Origin of the sequence: Xylanibacter rarus, from assembly GCF_001275135.1 — a bacterium.
GTDB lineage: Bacteria > Bacteroidota > Bacteroidia > Bacteroidales > Bacteroidaceae > Prevotella > Prevotella rara.
The window spans coordinates 74,880-98,370 of record NZ_LFQU01000010.1 but is presented as its reverse complement, the minus strand read 5'-3'; the positions used below and the strand labels follow the sequence as shown (position 1 = coordinate 98,370).

Sequence of the window (23,491 nt, the reverse complement as noted above, 5' to 3'; positions counted from 1 at the left end):
CACAAATTCGCCGTGTAAGGGTAAACGACATATAAGTGAGGGTAAACGGCATGGCTCATTTTTCACGTTACAGAATATTTACACTATCTTTGCAACGGGAAAGATTTAGTAACGCAATAACGATAATTTATGCTAAGAAAGATACCTCTGATAACCGACCTTCTCTTTGCCTGCGTGCTGTTGCCGGCATTGTGCTTCCTGCTTCCCATAGAGCGATGGATAGCCAACAACCTGACGTTTGTCTGCATACTGGCGTGCTGGCTCTATGCCGTTTATTTCTTCAACCGCTATATCACGGTGCCCATGTTCTTCCAGACGCGCCGCAAGGTGATTATAGCCCTTATCCTGATTCTTGCCACAATATTGATTACATGGCTCATATCGCAGTATCAGATGGACTTTCCGCACAGGCCGGTGCGTCCACGCCGCGTAAGGACTGTGGCCAGGGCAAGGCTTCATCAGCAGGCAGTGTGGTTCCTGTATGTCGCAACCATCACCTTCAGCACGGCCGTGGGCCTGCTCACCGAACTTATCAGGCAGATTGTGCGCAGCCACGACCTCGAGACGGAGAAGAAGAAAGCGGAACTTGCCTTATACAAGGCACAGATCAATCCTCACTTTCTTTTCAACACGCTCAACACTCTCTACGGCATGATTGTGATGAAGTCGCAGCAGGTGGAGACAGCCTTCATGCAGTTTATCTGCCTGATGAAATACATGTACACCAACCCTACGAAGGAGGCCATACCCGTTGAAGAGGAGATCGACTACATACGACAGTATATCGAGATACAGAAATACCGCACCGAAAACAAGGACAGCATACAGCTGTCTTACTATAACGACAACAAGCGGCAGGGACTGCAGATTGTGCCCATGCTGCTTATAACCTTCGTAGAGAACGCCATAAAATACGGTCTGTCGTCTACCGACGACCGCCAGGTGTATATCGTCATAAGGATTGAAGACGGCACGCTGTTCTTCTCTACGCAGAACCAGAAGCCGACAGACCGGCGCGGCCACTCTGCCGGCATAGGCATAAGCAACTGCCGCAAGCGGCTCGAACTGGCCTATCCCAAGCGCCACAAGCTCGAGATAAACGACGCTGACGGACTCTACACCGTGCTGCTGAGCATAACCTTAATAAACTAACCACATACAACGACGACAGGAACAATGAGATGTATTGCCATTGACGACGAGCCGATAGCTCTCAACATAATCAGCGAGTTTGCCCGGAGAATGGGCAACATAAGCGTTGAAACATTCACCAATCCCCTCAAGGCGCTCGAAGAGATAAGGCGCAGCAAGCCCGACATAGTGTTCATTGACATAGAGATGAAGGGCATGAACGGACTCGAACTTGCACGTATCATTTCGTCGGACGTGATGTTCATATTCACCACGGCATACGCCCAGTTTGCCCTCGACGGCTTTGAACTCAACGCCATCGACTTTCTTCACAAGCCGTTCTCGTTCAACAGATTCGAGGTTGCGGTGTCAAAGGCCATAAGGCAAAAGGACCTGCAGGAAAGGGCGCGCCATGCAGAGGAAGACTTCTTCATAGTGAAGTCTGAATATAAGAACATCAAGATAAGCTATGCCGACATCTCGTTCATCGAGGCGCTGAACAACTACATCAAGATTCATCTTAACCACGAGCGCCCCGTAATGACGCAGATGAGCATGAAAAACATTGAGGAGATTCTGCCTGAAAGCACCTTCATAAGAGTTCATAAGTCGTTTATAGTAAACAAGACGGCAATAATAAGCTTCACCAAAAACGACATAACGCTGGCCGGCAACCACACCATTCCTATCGGGAGGGCATACTCTGCCAACTTCGCCTGCTGCATGAACAACACAGGCAACGCAGATAAACAACAGCCGAATGAAAACAATTAGGTTCCGACTTGCCAAAAGCCGGAACCCAAACTAAAAACAGATTGATTTTCAGATACATGCGTCTGCGGCTGTAACAGCCGCCTTATATTTCAGTGTCTTTTATATTTAATTCTGCCTAATCGCCGTTTTCATTCTGCAGCACCTATTTCAAGCCTTACCGACTGCGGCTCGCTTTCGGTTACAAAGACTTTCTTAACCGGCGTAACGGCATCATAAGAGCCGACTCCACCCTTCATGCAGCCGATGTAAATCATGTTTGAGTCGTTGAGCGCACACGGCACCCTGAACGTCTGTTCCCTGTCTGACGTCATCGTTATGGGATAGTCCATCAGCACACGGCCGTCGCGATAATAGGAGTTGAAGGGCAGCTCGTCGCCGCCGTAGTTTATCAGATTAGACACGACAAACTTGTCATTGGCGTTTATCTTGCCGTCGCTGACAACGGTTACATCTATCCAGCGCTTTAGCGGAACGTAAAGGTTATGGCTGTAGAACTTGCCTCTCTCGAAGTGGAGATTATCATAATAGAAGCGCAACTTCTGATCTTTGTTGTCGGCCTTTATGTCTTTCGGCATGATGTATTTTTCTTCTGAGAGCGAAGAAAGGTCGAAAATTAGGTAGAAGTTGCGCGACGCCGACGCATCGTTGCCGTTGTCCTGCAACTCGTCGTCACGCAACTCAAAATACAGCCGATAGTTGCCGTCCTTGTCGGTAATGCCTTCTGCCTTGTGGCGTGTCGTCTGCTGACCGAGCCACACCGACTCATTATAATCCACACTCACCTTAACTCCGGCAAGTGGCGTCCCGTCGGCAGTGCGTGCCACACCGCTTATCATAGTGCTGCTCGCGGTAGGTCCTGAGATAAAGTCGTTCTCCTCATCGCACGACACGAGGCAAAGCACACATGCCATCAGCCAAAAGAAATTAATAAAGCTGCAAGTTTTCATATCCGCAACATTTAAGATTTTGTCTACATATTAAACGTTTTTATTTACAAAACCTTGCATCAGCGAATAAAAAAACTTGCAGCTTTGACTATACTTTCACATTATGCCGCATACTGAACGGCGTCGACGGCACGCAGGCCCACTACTGTCCAGACACACGGGCAAAGGCTTTCAGCATGTCGCAGCGCGTGGTATAACCGTCGACATACTGCGGATGCTGCCTTGCAAAGCTATACAGCGCGCTCATGGCCTTATACTGACTTGAGGCAGGACGCGGGATGTAAACAGGGTTATAGTCGCGGTCGTACTTGACATCAAACCACGGATCCTTGTCGACAAAGGCCAGCGCATAGAGCGCCTTGTAGCGCATGTTGAGGTCGGAAGACACAACACACTTGTTGAGATACTCAACGGTCTTGCGCGCAAAGTCGAATTCGCCGTTGCGGGTGCTGTCGTAAATGCTGTGCCCGTAATGCGTAAGGAACCAGCAGTCGCCGTAGCACGAAGCCTGATAATGCATCACGGCAAGCTCATAGGCACGCATATCCTTCTGCTTTCCCTCGCGTGCAAGGTCGTAATTGGCCTGCAGCTGCAGCATGTCCTTGCAATATCTTAACTTCATATTCTCTTTAGGCTCACCCTTTCCGGGGCCGTCGGTGTCGGGCATGTTAGGCAACTGACGGTTGAACCAGCGCGGAAGACTGTATTTTCGGTTGGCCATATACCAGCTGATGTTCTGCTGCGACAGGAAGCCGAGCGACACTTTCTCGAGATAAGGCAGGGCGTCGGCAAAGCGGCCTTCGGCCATATACCTTGTGCCGATGAGGTCGTTGTAATAGTTTTTGTTGGGATATACTTGCGAAACGACATACTGCTCAAACGGGTCTGACTGCTCCATGCTGATATACTTGAGGTAACCGGCCAGGACGTCGGCACTGATTGTGTCCATGACAGCAAAATACTCGTTCCACGGCGAATAGTCAGAGTTCCACGCATAATCGCCCTCAATCACATAATCAGGCTGCGAGTGGCGTCCCTTCGTATAGAAATCCTGCTCATTCTCTTCCATCATTCCGAGCAGAGCCAGAGCCATGTTCACGCGGCCTGTGGCCATACATTTGGGCACAAGTGCATTGTAGACCACGCGCTCCTTTACGTCGGTGTAATGGTTCGGATATATGTCCGACGTGCCGCGCTCATCCCTGATAAGCTCGTCGAGCCGCTGCATCTCCTTCAGCAGATATGCCGAATAAGACGGACTGAACATGTTGCAGCCCGTTGAAGCCAGCAGGCGTATGCAGCGTGCGTTGTCCTTCATGCGGGGCGTGCCGTCCATAGCCATGGCCTCGTCGAGCTCGGCAACGGCCTCTTCCGACATTCCGAAGAGATAATATATCATGCCTATGGCCGACTTCCACAGGCAGGGATACTCGTTCTTGCCGCTTCTCACCACGTTGTTGGCAAAGTCTACGAAGCGCATTGCGTCTGCCTTATACACCACGCGGGCGTCGATTGTCTTAATCCAGTCTTCGTCCGTGCCGGTGCCTGTGGCCTGGTCGAGCGTCTCCTGCACGTTGTTTACAAAGTCCTGAACAAGATATATCAGCGTGGGCGAGTTTGGGTCGTCGAGATATATCTTCTGTATTCCTGCCAGGTTGCGGTAGTTGCGCATGCTCCACTTGATGCTCTGCATGTCGCCCTGCTCGGCGTATATGTTGCATGCCTCGATGCGCTTGCCCGTGTTGAGCAGCGCGCGGGCATATATGTTGCGTGCAACCTCGCGCCATACTCCCTTCGGCAGGTTCTGTGCCGTTGAGTTCCAGAAGGATATGTTGGCCTGGTCGTAGCCCAGCATCATGTTTGCTCGCATCACCATCAGCGCGTTAAGCTCACGCAGTCCGGTCTTCATGGCCATCGTGGCGCTGTTGCGTATCGAGTTCAAGGTAGACTTTCGCTTTGTCAGCTGCTCCTTGGTGGGATAGTCCCACGAGTCGTAGCTAACCTCGTCGCACACCTGCAGATAGCTGTCGAGCAGCTTCATGTAGCGCTGCATCAGCACATCGCCGCGGCTGCGTGCCGCCGCATCAATCTTGTCGCGGTTCCACCTGTAATAGTCCGTACTTGTATCAGACATGTCGCCGGCATATCTTTTCCAGTAGGCATTGATGTCTTCGCGGAACGGCGAGTCCATACTCTCGCGCCTGAACACGCTGAACATGTAATTGTTGTGCGTGGGAGCCTCACTTATGCAGGCCCATGCGTCGGCACACAACGCGAGGGCAAAGAGGCTAACGAAGATAAATTTTTTCATAATCTTCCGGTTTAAATCGGGTTATATTCTGGTTACTCATGTCGAAAAGCAGTATCTCGCCGTTGGCGTCGGCGCGCTTGCGGCTCACGGCGTCCTTGGCTCTCATTATGTCGCCAAGCTCAACGCGGCGCTCTACTATGCTGTCGCCGGCCAGCACGGGCAGGTCGTCGTCGGCATGCATTATGCCAACGTAGCGGCTGCCGCGGAACAGTATGCGCCAGCTGAACAGCGGATAAGCCGACGCGAGCGGCAGATTGTATGAGGCAAGACTCGACATATAGGGCGCAGCATCGTCCATGTCGAGTATGGGCTTGCTACACTCAAGGTCGGTAAAGTCGCCCGTGTTATACATCATCAGCACGCCGCGGTCAACGGGCGGAGCCGGCTGCGAGAGCTGGTGAAGGCGTATTGTGGCCGACAGCCGTATGCCGTCCTTGCCGGCCATGTCGCGCAGCTGCTTCAGAAATCTGTAATAAGCCGTGCGCGTGCGCATGGTCCAGTCGCAGTCTATCTGTATCTCCTTCACGCCGGCCACGTCGTTGGTCTCGTTCATCTGGCGCACGCGCCTGTATATCTTCTCTGCCAGACCGCTTATGTCGCGGCGCATGCAGCTGTTCACGATATATACCACGGGCACCACTTCGATGCCTTTAGGCACAGCCGTAACAAAGCGCAGCGTGGCGTTGGGTACGGGGCGGCCGCTCTCGTCCTCAACGACATCGAAGTATCTGATGTACATGCGACTGACGTTATGCTCGCGCATAAACTGCTCCTTAACGCTGTCCATGCGCAGAGTGGTGCTCCAGTAGTAGACCGAGCGCACCGCATCGCCGCCACGCCTGCCGCCGCACGACAGCAGGGCCACGGCCACAAGGGCCATTGCCATTATTTTGATTATTGTTCCTTTCATTGCGGCAAATATACAGAAAAATAAATAATACGTATATATTAAGCGCAAATTTATATAAAAAAAGGCCGGAAATTATTATCCTGCCGGCACCGGGCGCACCGCCTTACGGCATATTTCGGCAGCAAGGAGAACGGCGGGCAGCCCAAGGGCGGAGCAGCACTGAAAAGACGCACGGAATGCATGCGGAAAGCAGGGCAAGACAGGCGGCCGTGCAAAAGGCCACGTTTCGCATTGCAAAAGGTGCCCTTTTACAGCCTAAAAGACGGCCTTTTGCAAGCTAAAAGGGCATCTTTTGGAGGAGTGTTGTTAAACAATTGATTATCAAGACGTTACAAAATACGCAAAAGTCGGCACAAACATGGCGCCCGACAGCATAAAAAAGCGAGGGCCGGAGCAACATCTGCCCCGACCCTTCACAGAAAAAAGGAATGTAAAAAATGTTAGTGGAAAAATTTATCTACTTTCTCGGCAGCGTCGCGTCCGCTTGCCATCGCCCTTACAACGAGCGACGGACCGCTGACGACGTCACCCGCAACAAACACATTTGGAGCAAGCTCGGGCAGCTCGGGCTTCAGGAATCCCATCGCCAGCAGCACCATGTCGGCCTTAATAACCTCCGGACTGCCCACGGCCTCCATTATCGGGCGGCCGCCTTCGGGATTGGGTTTCCATGTTATTTCCTGCACCTCAACGCCCGTCAGTTTGCCGTCCTTACCGATAAACTTCAGCGAATTGATGTTCCATCGCCTTGTGCAGCCTTCCTCGTGCGAGGTGGTTGTCTTCAGCGTGCGCGGCCAGTTGGGCCATGGGTTGGCAGGGTCGTCGGGACCTTCCGCGGGCTTCGGCATAATCTCTATCTGCGTTACGCTCTTGCATCCCTGGCGGTGGGCCGTGCCTATGCAGTCGCTTCCCGTGTCGCCGCCGCCTATCACGAGCACGTCTTTGCCCTTGGCGCTTACCAGTTGGTCTTTAGTATATTCGCATCCGGCGAGCACACGGTTCTGCTGTGCAAGCATGTCGAGCGCAAAATACACGCCTTTAAGCTCTCGGCCCGGTATGGCAAGGTCGCGTGCCGTGGGCGTTCCCGTGGCTATCACGTAGGCGTCGAAGCCTTCGGGCAGCTTGCTAACGTCGATGTTCTGATTATATTTAAAGGTTATTCCCTCCTGCATCAGCACGTCTATGCGGCGGTCTATCACGGCCTTGTTGAGCTTAAAGTTAGGTATGCCGTAGCGCAACAGTCCGCCGGCATCCTCGTTCTTGTCGAACACCGTAACCATATAGCCCTTCAGGTTAAGGCGGTTGGCAGCCACGAGTCCGGCAGGTCCGGCTCCTATCACAGCCACCTTCTTGCCGTTGCGCTCAGGATGATGTATGCGCACATAGTTCTCCTCAAAGGCGTGTTCGGTTATGGCAGCCTCATTCTCGCGGTTGGTTGTAGGCTCATGCTCCACAAGATTGAGCACGCAAGCCTTCTCGCAGAGAGCCGGACAGATGCGCCCCGTGAATTCAGGAAAGTCGTTGGTAGAGTTGAGCAGCCTGTAAGCCAGCTCCCAGTCGCCTTTATACAGAGCGTCGTTCCACTCCGGCGGCTTGTTGCCTAGCGGACAAGCCCAGTGGCAGAAGGGCACTCCGCAGTCCATGCATCGCGACGCCTGCATGCGGCGGTCGTTAGAGTTGAGCGTCTGCTCCACCTCGCCAAAGTCATGTATACGGTCGTGCACCGGCCTGTGTCCCGCTTCCTTGCGGTGTATAGTCAAAAATGCTTTTGGATTTCCCATGTCTGTTATGTTATAAATTCTTTTGAAATTATTTTGTAGGAGGCAAGAAGTTAAGGAGAAATATCCTTGGGCGCAGCGAAAAAGACAAATGCATTATTCTTTAGTAGTTAAAGGAGTTAGAGTAGTTAAAGGAGTTAAAGTCAATACCCTTGCTGCTTCTTATCACCACTCTGCATTTGGATTTTTCACTCTCGTTCTTCACTCTTCACTTAATCAACATTTGGATTTTTCACTTTTCATTTTTAATTTTTCATTGCGCCCTGCGCCTGTTCTTCACTTAGAATTAATAGTCCCTCTGCATGTCGGCAATCTTCTGCTGGAGCTTTCTTACCTGCTCTTCCTGCAGCACGCGCTTGTATTCTATTGGCACCACCTGCACGAAGTCTTCAACATAGCGGTTCCAGTCGTCGAGCATGGTGCGTGCCAGCTTAGAGCCGGTGTAGAGATAATGCTGTCGTATCAGTTCGTGCAGTTCCTTGCGGTAGTTGCTTTCGTCAACAAGGTTGATTTCCACCATGTCCATATTACAGAAGTAGTCGAAGTTGTGGTGCTTGTCCCACACATATGCCACTCCACCGCTCATACCGGCAGCAAAGTTGCGTCCGGTCTCGCCCAACACTACCACGCGACCGCCCGTCATATACTCACAGCAGTGGTCGCCGGCGCCTTCGATAACGGCTATTGCACCCGAGTTTCTCACTGCGAAGCGCTCTCCTACCTTTCCGTTTATATATAATTCGCCGCTTGTTGCACCGTATAAGCCCGTATTGCCGGCAATGATGTTGTCCTCAGCCTCAAAGTTGCTGCGCACAGGCGGCAGTATGGCTATGCGCCCGCCGCTGAGTCCCTTGGCAAAATAGTCATTGGTCTCGCCCTCGAGCTTGAAGCTTACGCCGCTTACGAGGAATGCTCCGAAACTTTGTCCGGCACTGCCCTTAAACTTTATGTTGATGGTTGAGTCGGGCAGTCCGTCGTATCCGTACTTCCCGGCAATCATTCCGCTGAGCATCGTTCCAACGGCGCGGTCGGTGTTCTTTATTGCGTAATCGAGGTTTACCTCCTCTTTTTCCTCTATGGCTTTCTGCGCCGAGCGTATTATCTGACGGTCGAGTATGTTGCCGAGGTCGTGAATCTGTGCCGTGGTGTGATACAGCGAGCAGTTGCCGCTCTCACGGTTGAGCAGACGTGTGAAGTCGAGCATAGACGGCTTGCTGCCCTTCTCGGTTTCTTTCCTGACAATCAGTTCGGTGTGTCCGACGATGTCGTCGAGCCTTGTGTATCCCATTTCGGCCAGATACTCGCGCACCTCGCGGGCGAGGAAGGTGAAATAGTTTACAAGATATTCATATTTTCCGATGAAGTTCTTGCGCAGTTCGGGGTTCTGTGTGGTTACGCCGAGCGGACACGTGTTGAGGTTGCACTTGCGCATCATGACGCATCCGAGCACGATGAGTGCCAGCGTTCCGAAGCCGAACTCCTCGGCACCGAGCAGCGCCATGAGCACAACGTCGCGTCCGGTCTTAAGCTGTCCGTCCACCTGCAGGCGCACCTGACCGCGCAGTCCGTTTTTTACGAGCGTCTGCTGTGTCTCGCTTATGCCTATCTCGGGCGATATTCCGGCAAAGCGCATGCTCGATGCAGGCGATGCTCCTGTGCCTCCCTCGGCACCGGAGATGACTATCAGGTCGGCCTTTGCCTTGGCTACGCCGGCTGCAATGGTGCCAACGCCGCTCTCGGCAACGAGCTTCACGCTTATGGCTGCCTTGGGGTTGACGTTCTTCAGGTCGAATATCAGTTGGGCAAGGTCCTCAATAGAATAGATGTCGTGGTGAGGCGGAGGCGAGATAAGCGATATGCCGGGTATGGAGTGGCGTGTTTTGGCTATTATCTCGTTCACCTTAAATCCGGGCAACTGTCCGCCTTCGCCGGGCTTTGCGCCTTGTGCCACCTTAATCTGAAGTTCTTCTGCGTTGACAAGATATTCGGTTGTTACGCCGAAACGGCCTGAGGCTATCTGCTTGGTCTTGCTCGACAGCGAAATCCCGTCGTATTTTGAGTGGAAGCGCTCGTTGTCCTCGCCGCCCTCGCCCGTATTAGAACGTGCGCCGAGCTTGTTCATTGCAAGAGCTATTGCCTCGTGTGCCTCGCGGCTCAACGCACCGAAGCTCATTGCGCCTACGACAAAATGCTTGACGATGCTCTCTACAGGCTCCACCTTGTCTATGTCTATCGGATTGCGTTTGAAGTCGAGGAAGTCGCGTATGAATATAGGTGCATCTTTCTCATCTACAAGACGCGTAAACTCTTTATATTTCTTATAGCTGCCCATGCGCGTGGCAAGCTGAAGGGTTGATATGGTCTCAGGGTTCCACGCATGCTTTATTCCGTCCTTGCGGTAGTGGAAGAGTCCGTGGTTGGGCAGGAAGTCGGTGCATACCGTCTTTGCGAATCCGGCGTCGTGCATGGCTATGGCGTCGCGCGCGATAGTCTCAAGTCCGATGCCGCCTATGGTTGATGTCTCCGTGCCGAAATATGTCTTCAGCAGACTCTCCGACAGTCCGATGCTCTCAAATATCTTTGCTCCGCGGTATGAACGGATGGTTGATATGCCCATCTTAGCCATTATCTTTAGCAGTGCTTTCTTCACGGCCTTGATATAGTTTGCCTCAGCCGTCTCATAGTTTTCCTGCACCTTGCCGCGCTTAACGAGATCGTCGAGTATGGCGAATGTCATGTACGGGCACAGAGCAGAGGCTCCGTAACCGAGCAGCAGGGCTGCGTGCATGGTCTCGCGTATCTCTCCGCTCTCAACAATAAGTGCCGTCTGAACGCGCTTGCCCACTGATATCAGATAGTGGTGAACGGCACTCACGGCCAGCAGCGACGGTATGGCAGCATGAGTCTCGTCGATGTCGCGGTCGGTAAGTATGATGTAGTTGTAGCCGTCGTCAACACTGCGCTCTGCCTGCTTGCACAGGCTGTCGAGAGCCTCGCGCAGTCCGTCTTCTCCCTTTGCGCACTCGAAGAGTATCGGCAGCTTCACGGTGTTGAAGCCTTTGTAGCGTATGTTGCACAGAATGTCGAGCTGGGTGTTGTTAAGTATCGGGTGAGGCAGGCGCACCATCTTGCAGTTTGTCTCGTCAGGAATAAGTATTCCGGTGCCCACACGGCCGATATACTCTGTCAGCGACATCACGAGATTCTCGCGTATGGAGTCGATGGCGGGGTTGGTAACCTGTGCAAACTGCTGGCGGAAGTAGTCGAAGAACACCTGCGGACGGTCGCTCAGCACCGCAAGAGGCGTGTCGTTGCCCATTGACGCGGTGGGCTCCTGACCGTTGACACACATTGGTATTATGGTGTTTTCGATGTCTTCCTCGCCGAAACCGAACATAAGTTCGCGGCGCACAAGATTGTCAACGGCGTTGCTCACCTTACGTCCGCTCTTCAGCTTTTCGAGCTGTATGCGGTTGGTCGACAGCCACTGGCGGTACGGATGTTCTGCTGCCAGACGCTCCTTTATTTCTCCGTCATAATATATTTTGCCTTCCTGTGTGTCAATGAGCAGTATCTTGCCCGGCTGCAGGCGGCCTTTCTCGGCTATCTCAGACGGTTCGAAGTCCATGACGCCTACCTCTGACGCCACAACCATCATGTCGTTGCGGGTTATGGTGTAGCGTGCCGGACGCAGGCCGTTGCGGTCGAGCATTCCGCCGGCATAGCGGCCGTCGCTGAAGAGCAGCGCCGCCGGACCGTCCCACGGCTCCATCAGTATTGAGTGATACTCGTAGAAGGCTTTCAGGTCTTCTGATATCGGGTTCTTGTCGTTAAAACTCTCGGGCACCATAAGCGCCATGGCATGAGGCAACGACAGACCGCTCATGACAAAAAACTCGAACACGTTGTCGAGACTTGCCGAGTCGCTCATGCCCGGCTGTATTATCGGTGATATGTCTTTTATGCTTCCCAGTGCCTCAGAGCTAAGCACACTCTCGCGCGCCTGCATCCATCCGCGGTTTCCGCGTATGGTGTTTATCTCGCCGTTGTGGCACAACAGGCGGAACGGCTGCGCCAGGCCCCATGTTGGAAATGTGTTAGTAGAAAAGCGGGAGTGGACAAGTGCCAGTCCGCTGGTAAAGTAGTTGTTTGTCAGGTCGGGAAAATACTGGCGCAGCTGGAGGCTCGACAGCATACCCTTATATATAATGTTCTTGCTCGACAGCGAGCAGATGTAGAAGTCTTTGTTCTTAACACGACGCTCTATGCGCTTGCGGATAAGATACAGCGTGCGCTCGAAATAAGGCACACGGTTGTCCGTAACGCCGGTAACAAACAGCTGCTTAATGTCAGGCTCGCTAGCCAGTGCCGTCTCGCCGAGGCAGTCGGGATTTGTCGGAACGTTGCGCAGGTGCATAAGCGACAGCCCCTCGCGCTCTATCTCCTCAATCATTATGCTCAGTATGTCCTGCTGCTGAGCCTCATCCTTAGGCAGGAAGACGAGTCCCGTTCCGTATTTTCCCTTTTCCGGAACCGGTATTCCCTGCAAAAGAATAAACTCATGAGGTATCTGCAACATTATTCCGGCTCCGTCGCCTGTCTTGTTGTCGGCACCCTCGGCACCGCGGTGTCGCATGTTCTCGAGCACTTTCAGGGCGTTGTCAACAAGTTCATGGCTCTTGTTTCCATGTATGTTGACAACCATGCCCACGCCGCATGCGTCATGCTCGTATTCCGCATTATACAATCCTTTTCCCATAATTAATTGCCTTTAAGTTAATCTAAAAAAACTAAATACTTAGCAAAGTGTTTGCAAAAATACAAAAATACTTTCTTTCTGAGAACATTTATCCAAAATAAATTCGACATTTTTTCATCAATAAATTTACAACACTTACAATTAGACGAAATAATATCTGCAAATCAAACATTCGTTAAGCAAAATTCAGAATATTCATTACAAGTTGGAATAAAACCTCAAAAAGTACATTTATGCAAAATGCTTTCAATAAAGAAAGCACGGCAACCTGATGATAAATGAAAAATAAAATTGATGCTGCTATAAGCAATTTGTAATAAAAATAAGGAAACAAAATTGGTTCATTTTGGTTCAAATCATTCTTTGCATCAATTTTTTTATAAAAAAATTAATATTTTTGCAGACACTAAACGTCAATAAGACAAACTAAATGGATACAAAATATACCGAAATAGAGTGCCTTAAACTTGAAATTGAAAAGAGGATGGGTAAGCCGTTGAAATCGCCGACCGACTTCAATCAACTTTCGCTGAGACTACAAAAGGAACTGAAAGAAGAGATTAGCATCTCTACAATAAAGCGAATATGGGGATACGTAGAGGCAAAGCACAACACACGATACACCACCTTATCAATACTCAGCCGCTTTATAGGATACATCGACTGGTATGACTTCTGTTTGTCGCTAAGACGTAGAAACATCATGGAACGCGATGCCATGCCGGAAAAACAGATCCGCACAGCAAGCCTTAAGACGGGCGACAAGATAGAACTGGGATGGGCTCCCGACTGCACTTGCGAGATAGAATACATAGGCGACAGCTGCTTCCGCGTGGAGGAATCGTCAAACAACAAACTCTGCAAAGGCGACACTTTCAAGACACTTATATTCAATCTGAACAAACCGCTGTACGTGTCTGAACTAGAACACGGCGACAGCAAGCAGTGTACTTACATAACAGGAAAGGACAACGGACTGACAACTCTGCAACTTACAATCGGACAGTCAGACGCCAAGGCAAAATAACAACCTGTAAGTCAAAACCGCGCAAAAGCAGCGACTGCATAACACGGACATACAAACGATTAATACGTTCTGAACCGTTATGAACCAAACTGCATGCGCATTATCTTTATATTTATTTATATTTTTGCAGAACAAGAGACGAATAAATGTCAAATACAGAACAAAAAACAACACATGAACGTAAAAAAGATATAGAGGTTAATAAATTTAGGAAATGTTTTTTAATAGTTTAGTAAGACTTGTTTTAACCGATGTTCTTTAGACCGTGAGGCCTGAGGAACATCTTTTTTTATGAACCTACGCAACGGCCAGACAACAACGGCGCACATAATAACCAGAATTTTGCCTATCGTCTTTTAACATTATTATATAATAATAGGTGCAGCTGCAGCGCACAAAGGCAAGCCTGAGTAAACATAAAGCAGGAAAAAGCCCTCTTGAAGCCAACCAAATTGGTTCTTCCGCAATTTAGTTGAAGCCTAGTTCACTAAACACCATCTTATAACATTTACAACATAACGCAAAGAGACTACTTCAACGAAATTACGGAAGAACCACCAAATTCAGGAAAGGTCAACGACAAAACAACGCAAAAAGATTTTCGAAAGAAACTCGTCACTCGTCACACAGGCGCATAACATTCTGACGGACAAGCCGTTACGGTGTGACGAGTTGAAACTGCAACTCGTCACACCAACGGCAGAGAAACCCGAATGTGACGAGTCCGGCAGGCAACTCATCACACCATAACGCATTGATAATCAGCGCAATAGACAGGAATGTGACGAGTGATGAGTTTTTGCCGAAACATTTTCGGCATTCTTCACCTGCTTATCCGTGTGCATTTCGACCTGACACAAACTACAGACGACAATAGCTGTACAGATGACCGGAAAGCATAATACGGATGAGAGCAGCTATGCTTATACGGAATCAAGACAGCATATACGGCACAACGGGCAATTTTACGTCAAGCGGTTAATTTATAAAAGCTGTCCTTTCGCACGACAAAAGGACACGTTGCGGCATGCAAAAGCTGGCATATTGAAACATGAAAGGACACATACCGCAATGCGGCATACATAGCTCACTGCAAATAAAAACTGATAAACGGGGACTAAAAAGGCACGGAACAAAACGCATCAGCAGACGTAAGGGCATAAAAAAAGGACTCCGCTGAGTCCCTGTCTTTTGTTAACCTTAAATCTAATACTATGAAAAACACAGTGCAAAGATATGAAAGTTTTAACCAAATTGATATCTAAATATGATAAAATATTTACAAATAGGCAGTTTTATTGACATAAATCAACGAAACTGCCTATTAAAATCAATTATTTCTTATAGTTTTTCAAACCAGTGTTGAGGAAGTCGGTGTAATGGCCGATATTCTCGTCATAGCTGTAAGAACCTGCAACAGGCATACCCTTGTTGTCGAGAATAACATAGAACGGCTGTGCATTTGCACCGAACTTGCTGCGCTGCAGATAGCTCCACTTGTCGCCTACGGTGCGGAGCTTGCGCTTACGTCCGTTCTCAACCACCTCGATAGGCTTGTCAAGCGGCTGCTTGTCGTCTACATAAAGTGAGATGAGGATGAAGTCGTTGTTGAGCTTGTCGGCTACCTGAGGATCGGTCCATACGGCAGCCTCCATCTTACGGCAGTTGACACATCCGAATCCTGTGAAGTCAACAACAACAGGCTTGCCCTCAGCTGCAGCTGCTGCCATGCCCTGCTCGTAGTCCTTATACTTAGGCTCAACTTCGTTGTGATAGAGGTTGAAGTCCTGAGTGTTGATAGGAGGAGCAAATGCGCTGACTGCCTTACAGGGAGCACCCCAGAGGCCCGGGATAAGATATACTGTGAACGCAAGCGAAATCATACCGAGCACGATGCACGGAACAGGCATTGCGTCTGTGTTGCCCTGGTCGCTCGGGAACTTGAGCTTGCCGATAAGGTAGAGGCCGAGCATGCCGAAGATGATGATCCAGAGAGCGAGGAACACTTCGCGGTCGAGCAGTCCCCAACCGTAAGCGAGGTCGGCTACAGAGAAGAACTTGAGGGCGAAAGCCAGCTCGATGAATCCGAGCACGATCTTGATGGTGTTCATCCAGCTGCCTGACTTAGGAGCCTGCTTGAGCCATGTGGGGAACAGGGCGAAGAGTGTGAACGGCAGAGCCAGTGCGATGGCGAAGCCGAGCATACCGATGGCAGGACCTGCGATGCTACCAGATGTGCTGACCTCAACGAGCAGGAAGCCGATGATAGGACCTGTACATGAGAACGAAACGAGTGTAAGCGTGAACGCCATGAGGAAGATGCTCAGCATACCGCTCGTTGACGATGCCTTGTTGTCAACCTTGTTTGTCCATGATGAAGGCAGAGTGAGCTCGAACCAGCCGAAGAACGACAGGGCAAACACTACCAGCAACAGGCAGAAGAATATGTTGAACACGGCGTTGGTGGCCAGCGCGTTGAGCGAGCTTGCACCGAAGATGGCCGTGATGGCAAGTCCGAGGGCAAGGTAGATAACGATGATAGAGATACCATAGGTTATGGCGTCGCGTATACCCTTCTTCTTATCCTTTGTACGCTTCAGGAAGAAGCTTACGGTCATAGGTATGATAGGCCATACGCAAGGAGTGAACAGAGCCACGAAACCTCCGACAAGTCCCATCAGGAAGATATATATCCAAGAGCGGCTTGAACCTGTGTCGCCGCCGTTGAAGTTCTGCAGTTCGTCGATAACAGGCTTCCAGAGGTCGCCCTGTGCGTTTACAGCGGCTGTGTCAGTCTGCAGCGAGTCGGCTCCTGCCATTGCTGCTGCGGCTGTTGTGTCTGTAGCCTCAGCCTCGGTAGTTTCCTCTGCTTCAGGAGCGTCGGCAGGTCCTTCGCCGTTGAATGCGAACTCAACCTGTGTGGGCGGGATACAGTTTTCGTCGTTGCATGCACCATACTCAAGATATCCGCTTACTTTGTATGTCTTGCCGACAATCTTGAATTTCTGCACGAAAGTAACGCTGTTTTCGAAGTAGCGCAGGTTCATGCCGAACATTTTGTCAAACTGGCTTATCTCCTTTCCTCTGTGTGAGAGTTTGCCGGCAGCCTTAACGCCTTCGGCCTTCTCTGTGTGCAGAGTGGCAGAAATAGGACCGTCAGCAGGCAGTCCGGTTGAATACACGTGCCATCCTTTGTCTATCCGCCCTGTAAAAATAACTTCAAGCTCTGTGGGCGACACTTTTTTCTGGCTCACCTTAAAGTGAACCGGGTCTTGCATCTGTGCTGCAACGGCCAGTGTGAACATGGCGAGCAGCGCTGTCAGGAATGTTGTTTTTAAAAGTTTCATTATTTTTTCTGGGTTTTATGTGTCATTATATCAAGCACGAAGCGGTCTGTCTCGTCCATGCCTCTCTTGCCTATTTCTGTAAGGTTGCGTATGCTCTGGTCTACGTCGTCGTCGATGATGCCCTCTACCGAGGTTACATGCTTGTTCTGTATGGCGAGCATGGCGCTCATCACTGCCGTGCTCACGCCTGTAGTAAGCTTTAGCGCGCAGCTTGGCTTAGCGCCGTCGCATATCATGCCCGTGAGGTTGGCTATCATGTTCTTCACGGCATACGACAGCTGCTCATAGCTGCCTCCCATAAGGTAAGTTATACCGCAGCTGCTGCCCGTGCTGGCAACCACGCATCCGCAGAGGGCTGAAAGTGAGCCCAGATGCTGCTTGATGTATATGGCAGTAAGGTTGCTTATGATGAGGGCGCGTATTGTTTCTTCTTCAGTGTTATGGTTTTCGGCTGCAAACACTACCACCGGCATGGTGGTGCAGATGCCCTGGTTGCCGCTGCCGCTGTTGCTCATCACGGGCACCATGGCGCCGGCCATACGTGCGTCGCAGGCGCAGCTTGTGGCCGAAAGTATCTTTGAGAATATGCTGTCGCCCATTATGCCCTTGCCCAGCGGGCTGCACATGGTCTTGCCCAGCGTGTGGCCGTAGTTCTCGCGCAGGCCTGCTGCTGCGGCAGTCTCGTCCATGCGCTTGGCGTCGAGGATAAACTTCAGCTCCTCGATGTCGGTCTCGGTGGCAAACTCGTAGACCTTGCGCAGAGTGAGCTCCACTTCAACCTGCTTTGCCTCTTCTTCTCTCGGGGCCATATTGTCGAGCATCACGTCGGCATCCTTGCGCAGATAAACGAAGTTGGTGTGCATGTGCATGATTCTTGCCTCGGCCTCATGACCGCCGGCGCTGCACTTCACGGCTATATAAAGCTTGTCGGGCGCATCCTCCTTCAGGCTTATGTGTATTCTGTCTTCGGCGATATACGCCTTGCCGCGCTCAACGGCCTCCTTGTTGCTGTCCTGCAGCACTTCGAGCTCAAGCTCCGGACGGCCTACTATGGCACCAAGAGCCACGGCTATGGGCAGGCCGATCATGCCTGTTCCCGGTATGCCCACTCCCATTGCGTTTTTCAAGATGTTGGCACTAAGCTCTATGTCTATGCTCTCAGGAAGAGTCCCGAGCAGCTCTCTGGCCTTTGCCACACAAAGAGCTACGGCTATAGGCTCTGTACAGCCTATTGCCGGCAAAACCTGACTGTGAATCAGGGCTATAATAGATTTTCTTTCTTCTGTTGACAACATTGCTAAGATTTTTAGGTTATACTTACAAGCTGCGAAGTTACAAATTTAAGTGGAAAAAATTTATTTTTAACAAGGAAAATTACGCAAATGTTACAAAAAAGTTGGGCTGCAACACGTCTGCGCCACTAAAACTGCTTACATTTTGTAAACTTTAAGCATAAAAATACATTTTCAGACGGAATGCTCACGCCAACTGTAAGCCGGCAACACCCGGCACAGACACCGGCAAGGCGTTTTGCAAAAGGCCACGTTTCGTACTCTGAAACATGGTCTTTCATCATGCAAAAGGCCATGTTTTGCAAGGCAAAAGGGCACGTTTTGCAACACGCCTGCTAACACGCTGACAATCAGAAGGATAACAACATGTAAGCCATCCGCCCGTACCACAGCATCTGACGGCCTTTGCAGCACGACAAGATACAGACCAGCATGATAAAAACATGACAGAAGCGGCGCGCCCTGAGCCACGCCCGAAACACGCCGACGAAACGGCACAGAGAACAAAATTTAGCACGGCTGGAGGCAAGAACTAACTATTTTTAGCACTAAAAAGTTGTTGATTTGAAAAATAAAGCCTACCTTTGCCAACAAGAATAAAATGAATTAACATAAGGAAAGGCAAGATCAAGGATTCCGACATTGAGAAACATGCCGGAATCTTTCGTTTTGTCTGTCCCAAAAATAATAATAATCTTTAAAACCAATAAATTATGGCTTACATGTCACAAGAAGGCTACGACAAGTTAGTGGCCGAACTAAAACATTTGGAAAGTGTCGAACGTCCCAAGGCGTCAGCGGCAATTGCAGAGGCCAGAGACAAAGGCGACCTGAGCGAAAATTCAGAATATGATGCAGCTAAGGAGGCACAGGCACATCTTGAAGACAAGATCAACAGGATTAAGCTTGCTATCTCTGAAGCCAAAATTGTTGACACATCGCGCCTGAGCACAGACTGCGTGCAGATTCTGTCAAAAGTGGAAATGACCAACCTGGCAAACAACGCCAAGATGAGCTACACAATCGTGAGCGAGAGCGAGGCAAACCTGCGCGAAGGCAAAATCTCGATAAAGACACCTATTGCACAGGGACTGCTCAACAAGAAGGTAGGCGACGAGGTTGAAATAAAGATACCACGCGGAACCATAAAGCTGCGCATAGAAAAGATTACCGTAGAATAAAGCTCATGAGATACAGCTGTCATGAGGCTTTAAGGCAGGTAAGCCGAAGACTCCTGACACTGAAGCCTCATCACACACGACATCCATAAGCCCTAAGGACCTTACATACAATAATATAAAAACATAACATCATGGATATTTTCTCAAAAATAGCTGCAGGCGAAATACCCAGCTACAAATGCGCTGAAAACGACAAGTTCTACGCATTTCTCGACATCAACCCGCTTGCAAAGGGACATACGCTGGTGATACCGCGCCGCGAGGTTGACTACTTCTTCGACCTCAACGACGACGAGATAGCCGAAATGATGGTGTTTGCAAAGAAAGTGGCCGTGGCTATAAAGAAGGCATTCCCGTGCCGCAAGGTGGGCATGGCCGTGCTCGGACTCGAAGTGGCACACGCACACATACACCTCGTGCCCATGCAGACAGAGAAAGACATGCTCTTCTCTAACCCCAAGCTGAAACTTACAGAGCAGGAGTTTAAAGAAGCTGCAGACAAGATATATGCCGCTTTCTGCGAGTAATACGGCAGAAACATGAAGCCACGAAGGCGGCACAAGAAAAAAAAGAGTGAGGAGCGTCAGGCACAAACAAAGCCGGGCGCTCCTCACTCTTTTTATACATAATAGGCGGCAGGACTAAATAAACTCATCGCCATACTTTACCTGCACCTCATTGATATACTTGCGTATAAGCGCCGACGAATCCTCCTTCTTGCATATAAGCAGCACGTTGCCCTTCTCGGCCACGATATATCCGTCGAGACCGTTTATTATGCCCATGTGGTCGTCAGGCAGCTTAATGATGTTGTTGCGGCTGTCGTCGGCTATCACGCGCGAGCCGATAACCACGTTGTCGCCCTCGCCCTTGCTCATGCTCTCATATATAGAGTGCCACATGCCAAGGTCGGCCCAGCCGAAGTCGCATATCATCACATACACATTCTCGTTGTGCTCAAGTATGCCATAGTCTATCGACAGATTGGGATACGACGGAAAGTTCTCCCTGACAAACTCAAGCTCGCGCTCCATGCTGTATTCAGCCCCCGAAGCCTCAAGCTTTCTCAGCACAGGAGGGAATATGCGCTTAAGACACTCGCAGAGATAATTAACGTTAGAAAGAAACAGCCCTGTGTTCCAGTAGAACTCGCCGCTCTCCATGAACATTCGCGCAAAGTCGCGGTCGGGCTTCTCCGTAAACGACTTAACCTTAAACACATCGTCACGCTCAGAAGGCTCGCCCGTCTGTATGTAGCCATAGCCGGGCTCAGGTCTCGTAGGCCTTACGCCCATTGTCAGCAGGCAGTCGTGGCTGCCGACAAAGTCGAGACCGTTGATAACGTCAGTCTTGAACACATCCTCCTTGAACACAGCCTGGTCCGACGGCACCACCACGAGACGCGCGTCGCGGTCGGCTCTATGCAGGATGCGGTATGTAGCCCAGGCCACGCTCGGAGCCGTGTTCCTGAAGATAGGCTCACTGAGGATATGCTCCTCGGGCAGCTCGGGCAGCTGCTCCCTCACCAGGTCGTGATAGATGTGGTTTGTACTGATATAAATATTTTCAGAAGGAATAAATCCGGCCATGCGGTCGTAAGTCTGCTGAAGAAGCGTGCGTCCTGTCGAAAAGAAATCCAAGAACTGCTTAGGACGGTCTTCGCGGCTGCAAGGCCACAGGCGGCGTCCTTTGCCGCCGGCCAAAATAAGACAATAATTGTTTTTATTCACACTCATTGTATTTACAGATTGTTTTACGAATACGAAGATAAGCATTATTGTCTGTATAACCAATTATTTTAAGTTTTTTCAATTAAAAATTTGTCAATTCAGAATTTATATTTATCTTTGCAGCCGAAAAGAAGCCCAGATGGCGGAATCGGTAGACGCGCTGGTCTCAAACACCAGTGGGGCAACCCGTGCCGGTTCGACCCCGGCTCTGGGTACAAGAAAACAGCTAAGTATTTGGTTATCAATACTTGGCTGTTTTTATTTTATGTAAATAATGTTCTGCTTATATTTTAAACAAAGTATCTCAAAGCCTACATCCCGACATGAATGTCGGCAAGTATGCTCCGTTCTATTTCTTCCACCGGTTCATCAGTGTATCTCTTCACGATGGTGTGACGGCTCAGATAGTCGATGCTGTCGCACAGTTCGCGCAGGATGGTTATCTGGTGTGAGGACAGCAGCAGTGTTTTGCCTTTGGCTTTCAGCGAGCGTATGATTTTCTTCAGCTGAATACAGCCGTATAAGTCGACACCGTTGAACGGCTCATCAAGTATATACAAGTCGTTGTCCTGCAACAGAAGAGCCATAAGCGCCAGCTTCTTTTTCATGCCGGTAGAATATTCCGATGCATACCTATGCAACGGCAGCTGAAACATCTTATTTGCTTCTTCCACCCTTGCTCTGTTGATCTTCTTGCCTTTTGCTTTTATGCAAAAATCGAGATACTCATATCCGGTAATCAGCGAATAGAAATGAGTCTCGGCCGGCAGATAACCGATTGAGATGCCTGACGCCTTGTCTATGCTGCCGTCATAACCGGTAAGTCCCATGATGCAGTTAAACAGCGTTGTCTTGCCTGCCCCGTTCTCACCGGCAAGTCCATAAATCATCCCCGACTGATAGGCTACCGACAATCCATGTAAAACCACTGTCTTGCCGTAGCTTTTTGACAAATCTGTTATATTTATCAGCTCCATATATTTTTTAAGTTGTCTTTAAGGAATATACAGCATAATACGTTTATCAGAACAAACGGAACGATCAGAAGCGGAATAAAACAAGTAAAGAAAAACAGGGGTATAAGCACTACCAGCTGATATACGGCCAGTGATGCTGATGAAAACGACATATGGCGCACCATGCCCATGTTACACAGATATAATATGCTTCCCGATATTACGAAAACAGCAAACAACATATTATCACCGCTGAAGGAAAACGAAAGTATAATACCGACAAAAGGCACGGCTGTTATTACGGCGTTCCAGACGCTTGACAAGACAAGATGCCGCTGAAAAGCTGAATAATTGAGATAAAAGGTTAGCTCCTGCCGCTGCGGAACGGATGCAAACGACATTGTCTGAACTATTCCCCATACAATCAAGGCTACTTTTCCGATACGGATATTGGCATGCAGCGCCCCTATGACTGTAACTATGAGCAAAAGAAGATAAAACCAGCCGTACATACGGAACATGCGGATATACTCCAGACCGCCTTTGTAGAGAAAAGGCAAGGGGACGGGCACAGACTTCATCTTTATGGTCTTTAGCTTAGGCAAAAGAACGGCAGTTGTCATGACGGCTGCGGCAGCGGCATAATGACTTCTAAGACATTCAATCACAACAAACGGTAAACCTATCAATATATATTCAGCCATGAGGAGTAAAGCAGGACATTTAACTTGCTGCGACAGAAAGTCTTTGTCTTTACGTTCGTTATGATAGCATAGCAGGCATAAAATGACGGCAGCGGGCATAATCCAGCTGTAGCTTGTCTTTATCAGCACATAAATAGCCAAAAACATAAATGCCGCCAAAAGCATACTTACGACAACGCCCAGTCGCCTTAAAATCCGCCAAAGCTGTTTCAGGCGTAATGCGAAATAGAGAACCGCTATCATTGTTTCCTCATCAATTCAAGAGTTTAATTATTTCTTCTTTTATCATTTTGCCGGCAGGACACTGATTTGACCATAAAAAGCCAGCCATTTATGACAAAAAACCGGCCACTTTCACATCAAAAGTGGGCCACTTACGACCCGTAAACAATAGGTTAATGATTTGAAACCCACAAGCACGATTTTGCTTACAGTCCATGCCGCAGCAACCGACATTTCAGCCGTTCGTTAACAATAAGCGCACGTTTTTCTTTCAGTTTTTTGCCTTTAATTTTCTGATGACATGTTTCGGCCTGTCCATAACGCCTCGCATTATGGCACAAATATACAAAAAAAGGAGCGATTCTTGTTATTCAATCGCTCCTTTTCTTAGGTTATGTTTAATAATAGTATAAAATTATGCT

Annotated in this window: 15 protein-coding genes and 1 tRNA gene; 6 read left to right on the top strand and 10 right to left on the bottom strand. The window is 49.7% G+C overall.

Annotated features, from left to right (window positions below; genetic code table 11):
- Positions 1-129: 129 nt before the first annotated feature.
- Together ACU52_RS06835 and ACU52_RS06830 are read left to right on the top strand one after the other, a co-directional pair.
- Complete coding sequence (locus tag ACU52_RS06835; protein WP_021854038.1) at positions 130-1,152, top strand: sensor histidine kinase; 1,023 nt, start codon at positions 130-132, stop codon at positions 1,150-1,152.
- Between the two features lie 24 nt (positions 1,153-1,176).
- Positions 1,177-1,905, top strand: coding sequence for a LytR/AlgR family response regulator transcription factor (locus ACU52_RS06830; protein ID WP_053398244.1), 729 nt, complete (start codon positions 1,177-1,179; stop codon positions 1,903-1,905).
- 128 nt (positions 1,906-2,033) lie between these two features.
- On the opposite strand, the gene ACU52_RS06825 is transcribed toward ACU52_RS06830, so the two are convergent.
- The 5 genes from ACU52_RS06825 to gltB form a co-directional block, all read right to left on the bottom strand.
- Complete coding sequence (locus tag ACU52_RS06825) at positions 2,034-2,852, bottom strand: carboxypeptidase-like regulatory domain-containing protein (RefSeq protein WP_147630803.1); 819 nt, start codon at positions 2,850-2,852, stop codon at positions 2,034-2,036.
- A 142-nt stretch (positions 2,853-2,994) separates the two neighbouring features.
- Positions 2,995-5,163, bottom strand: a complete 2,169-nt coding sequence (locus tag ACU52_RS06820; protein ID WP_147630802.1) for a hypothetical protein — start codon at positions 5,161-5,163, stop codon at positions 2,995-2,997.
- Positions 5,141-6,073, bottom strand: coding sequence for a hypothetical protein (locus tag ACU52_RS06815; RefSeq protein ID WP_239684890.1), 933 nt, complete (start codon positions 6,071-6,073; stop codon positions 5,141-5,143). Before ACU52_RS06815 ends, ACU52_RS06820 begins: the two co-directional genes overlap by 23 nt.
- Positions 6,074-6,513: 440 nt before the next feature.
- Complete coding sequence (locus tag ACU52_RS06805) at positions 6,514-7,854, bottom strand: glutamate synthase subunit beta (protein WP_053398240.1); 1,341 nt, start codon at positions 7,852-7,854, stop codon at positions 6,514-6,516.
- Positions 7,855-8,137: 283 nt separating this feature from the next.
- Positions 8,138-12,610, bottom strand: a complete 4,473-nt coding sequence (gltB, locus tag ACU52_RS06800; protein ID WP_053398239.1) for a glutamate synthase large subunit — start codon at positions 12,608-12,610, stop codon at positions 8,138-8,140.
- A gap of 430 nt (positions 12,611-13,040) precedes the next feature.
- On the opposite strand from gltB, the gene ACU52_RS06790 reads away from it, so the two are divergent.
- On the top strand, positions 13,041-13,637 hold the full coding sequence (locus ACU52_RS06790) for a hypothetical protein (RefSeq protein ID WP_021854045.1): 597 nt from the start codon (positions 13,041-13,043) through the stop codon (positions 13,635-13,637).
- A 1,334-nt stretch (positions 13,638-14,971) separates the two neighbouring features.
- Here the strand turns inward: ACU52_RS06790 and ACU52_RS06785 are convergent.
- Both ACU52_RS06785 and ACU52_RS06780 read right to left on the bottom strand, forming a co-directional pair.
- Complete coding sequence (locus tag ACU52_RS06785; protein WP_021854046.1) at positions 14,972-16,984, bottom strand: protein-disulfide reductase DsbD family protein; 2,013 nt, start codon at positions 16,982-16,984, stop codon at positions 14,972-14,974.
- Entirely contained in the window at positions 16,984-18,279 is a 1,296-nt protein-coding gene (locus ACU52_RS06780) for an L-cysteine desulfidase family protein (RefSeq protein WP_021854047.1), read from the bottom strand. Before ACU52_RS06780 ends, ACU52_RS06785 begins: the two co-directional genes overlap by 1 nt.
- Positions 18,280-18,989: 710 nt before the next feature.
- Here ACU52_RS06780 and greA point away from each other — a divergent pair.
- Both greA and ACU52_RS06770 read left to right on the top strand, forming a co-directional pair.
- Positions 18,990-19,457, top strand: coding sequence for a transcription elongation factor GreA (gene greA, locus ACU52_RS06775; protein ID WP_021854048.1), 468 nt, complete (start codon positions 18,990-18,992; stop codon positions 19,455-19,457).
- Positions 19,458-19,585: 128 nt separating this feature from the next.
- Complete coding sequence (locus ACU52_RS06770; protein ID WP_125104994.1) at positions 19,586-19,984, top strand: HIT family protein; 399 nt, start codon at positions 19,586-19,588, stop codon at positions 19,982-19,984.
- 114 nt (positions 19,985-20,098) lie between these two features.
- Here ACU52_RS06770 and ACU52_RS06765 read toward each other — a convergent pair whose 3' ends face one another.
- A complete protein-coding gene (locus ACU52_RS06765; protein ID WP_053398255.1) occupies positions 20,099-21,193 on the bottom strand; it encodes a mannose-1-phosphate guanylyltransferase in 1,095 nt (364 codons plus the stop codon).
- A gap of 127 nt (positions 21,194-21,320) precedes the next feature.
- On the opposite strand from ACU52_RS06765, the gene ACU52_RS06760 reads away from it, so the two are divergent.
- Positions 21,321-21,402: transfer RNA gene (locus ACU52_RS06760), tRNA-Leu, on the top strand.
- Positions 21,403-21,498: 96 nt separating this feature from the next.
- Here ACU52_RS06760 and ACU52_RS06755 read toward each other — a convergent pair.
- Both ACU52_RS06755 and ACU52_RS06750 read right to left on the bottom strand, forming a co-directional pair.
- Positions 21,499-22,164 (bottom strand): ATP-binding cassette domain-containing protein, encoded by a 666-nt coding sequence (locus ACU52_RS06755; RefSeq protein WP_239684889.1) that lies wholly within the window; start codon positions 22,162-22,164, stop codon positions 21,499-21,501.
- On the bottom strand, positions 22,155-23,090 hold the full coding sequence (locus ACU52_RS06750; protein WP_147630801.1) for a hypothetical protein: 936 nt from the start codon (positions 23,088-23,090) through the stop codon (positions 22,155-22,157). Before ACU52_RS06750 ends, ACU52_RS06755 begins: the two co-directional genes overlap by 10 nt.
- Between the last annotated feature and the right edge of the window lie 401 nt (positions 23,091-23,491).

Bases quoted from the DNA above. Each gene is read 5' to 3' on its own strand.
- ACU52_RS06755 (WP_239684889.1), bottom strand. From the start codon at position 22,164: ATGGAGCTGATAAATATAACAGATTTGTCAAAAAGCTACGGCAAGACA.
- ACU52_RS06805 (WP_053398240.1), bottom strand. From the start codon at position 7,854: ATGGGAAATCCAAAAGCATTTTTGACTATACACCGCAAGGAAGCGGGA.
- ACU52_RS06820 (WP_147630802.1), bottom strand. From the start codon at position 5,163: ATGAAAAAATTTATCTTCGTTAGCCTCTTTGCCCTCGCGTTGTGTGCC.
- ACU52_RS06825 (WP_147630803.1), bottom strand. From the start codon at position 2,852: ATGAAAACTTGCAGCTTTATTAATTTCTTTTGGCTGATGGCATGTGTG.
- ACU52_RS06765 (WP_053398255.1), bottom strand. From the start codon at position 21,193: ATGAGTGTGAATAAAAACAATTATTGTCTTATTTTGGCCGGCGGCAAA.
- ACU52_RS06750 (WP_147630801.1), bottom strand. From the start codon at position 23,090: ATGATAGCGGTTCTCTATTTCGCATTACGCCTGAAACAGCTTTGGCGG.
- ACU52_RS06780 (WP_021854047.1), bottom strand. From the start codon at position 18,279: ATGTTGTCAACAGAAGAAAGAAAATCTATTATAGCCCTGATTCACAGT.
- ACU52_RS06785 (WP_021854046.1), bottom strand. From the start codon at position 16,984: ATGAAACTTTTAAAAACAACATTCCTGACAGCGCTGCTCGCCATGTTC.
- ACU52_RS06815 (WP_239684890.1), bottom strand. From the start codon at position 6,073: ATGAAAGGAACAATAATCAAAATAATGGCAATGGCCCTTGTGGCCGTG.
- ACU52_RS06790 (WP_021854045.1), top strand. From the start codon at position 13,041: ATGGATACAAAATATACCGAAATAGAGTGCCTTAAACTTGAAATTGAA.
- ACU52_RS06830 (WP_053398244.1), top strand. From the start codon at position 1,177: ATGAGATGTATTGCCATTGACGACGAGCCGATAGCTCTCAACATAATC.
- ACU52_RS06835 (WP_021854038.1), top strand. From the start codon at position 130: ATGCTAAGAAAGATACCTCTGATAACCGACCTTCTCTTTGCCTGCGTG.
- gltB (WP_053398239.1), bottom strand. From the start codon at position 12,610: ATGGGAAAAGGATTGTATAATGCGGAATACGAGCATGACGCATGCGGC.
- greA (WP_021854048.1), top strand. From the start codon at position 18,990: ATGGCTTACATGTCACAAGAAGGCTACGACAAGTTAGTGGCCGAACTA.